At 42.0% G+C, this 1,628-nt stretch carries 1 protein-coding gene; it reads left to right on the plus strand.

The features are described from left to right. The first annotated feature begins 1,020 nt into the window (after nt 1-1,020). Nucleotides 1,021-1,428, plus strand: coding sequence for a hypothetical protein (locus CS022_RS24535; protein ID WP_129124475.1), 408 nt, complete (start codon nt 1,021-1,023; stop codon nt 1,426-1,428). Nucleotides 1,429-1,628 lie beyond the last annotated feature (200 nt).

The following is a 1,628-nucleotide window of genomic DNA, read 5'->3' on the forward strand; positions in this document are numbered from 1 at the left end:
CAACCAAGCGGATGTTACTAAGGACCGATTGGACTAGTTTTTGGGGAGCAGGTCAGGTGTACACAGACTGGCGAAATTCATCCTCTGATTTACCCTCGGTATCGATAGCGATGAGCCACTTATCCTCCACCATGTTCTCTTGGGTCTGAATGTCCCGTTTGAACTGGAGATATAGCGGATGTTTGAGGGGGCAGCTTCTAGCTGAGGTCTAAGGAGTTCAGTCGATAGACCTTCAAGGTCAGCGCTACTTCTCAGTTATAAATGCAGAAGAGGATATCAGGTTGTTTGACGTGATTAATAAACGCGTTATGTACTCATCATCAAATAAACTATCGAGAGTGCGGGCGCATGTTGTCTGTGGGTAGTTTAGGATGAGAATGATATTTTTGGCTGGTTTGGTTGGTATTTCGAGAGAAAACTTGGAAAAAAAGATGAGGACAGTCACAAACGCTACTTATCTGTAACTGCCTGTTTTAAGTCATCTTAACTTGATGTAACCCGATGAAAGAAAACGGGTTAAAAATGTTACTCAATGTTCTGGATCTGCTCATTGAGCAAAAAATTAAAAGCACTATTAAACAATAATTTAAATTTTTAAGAGTTAACTTTTATTATTTTTGGTCACCAAATTGGTCACCAGTTGGCAAATGTGTAAAGACATTATCAATGGCTTACGTCAGGCCTCTGTGAATGCGCCTTTCGCTCCTCAATTTATGCATTTAGTTGCCCTCCTATGGGGAGGGGGGCGTTTCGTCCCCCCCTTCAAAATAACTCCAGTCTTCATCCAAGCAATCGCTTTTTCCGACTCGCTCAGTTGGCAACAGTTATCTATTAATAGTCGAACCTAGATTTCTCGGTCAGGCACTCAGTATCGGCATGATCTGATTTAACAATGCATCTACCAGAATTAAAGTACTTGTTGGCTTTACACTTGAACTAACTAACTGGAAAACGAAAAGTGAACGTTAAACCTGCTAGAGAACAGAGAATAATGAAGCATCGCGTCAGAAGGATTTTAGTTTGAGAATTATCGTATTTGGTATGCTTCTTCTTACAGCATGCTACTCAGTTGCTGAAAATCTTGATTCTTATGAACGTTCTGGTTCCTTAGATATGTCTGTTGCAGCGACGAGTAAAGAGGGCTTTGAGTGTAATGCTAAAGCTTATCTTCTTTCCAAGCTCCCGATTTTCTTCACGAAAGAGTTTTCCAAAGCAGGTCTGTTGAGAGAAAGCTATGTTGGCCAATACAAATTGGCACTAGTCATAGACGAGCAATCTAATATTGTCGGGTATCAAACAGCTCCGGGGACAGACGAGCAATCACTTCTCGTTCAGACAGTGATCACTTTGGATAAGCTACCAGCCTTAGATGCAAACAGTGCTTGTGTAGCGGGAAAACCGTTCATTTATGAGTTCACGCTATCGTAAGTCAGAACTACTCAATGGCGTCACGATTCGTTACCCCATCTAAGGGAGTCGTGAAACGCGACCCCCTCTATTTTCCCTATCTCGAATCCTAGCCCTATACGTTGTTTTTGAGGTGTACCATGAGGTTTTTCAATGGGTTAGGAGTTGTAGTGGTTTAATGAACCCGGACACCATTTAAGGTGGTAAAGTCTCCACCAAAG

It is taken from the genome of Veronia nyctiphanis (assembly GCF_004116385.1).
Taxonomy (GTDB): domain Bacteria; phylum Pseudomonadota; class Gammaproteobacteria; order Enterobacterales; family Vibrionaceae; genus Veronia; species Veronia nyctiphanis.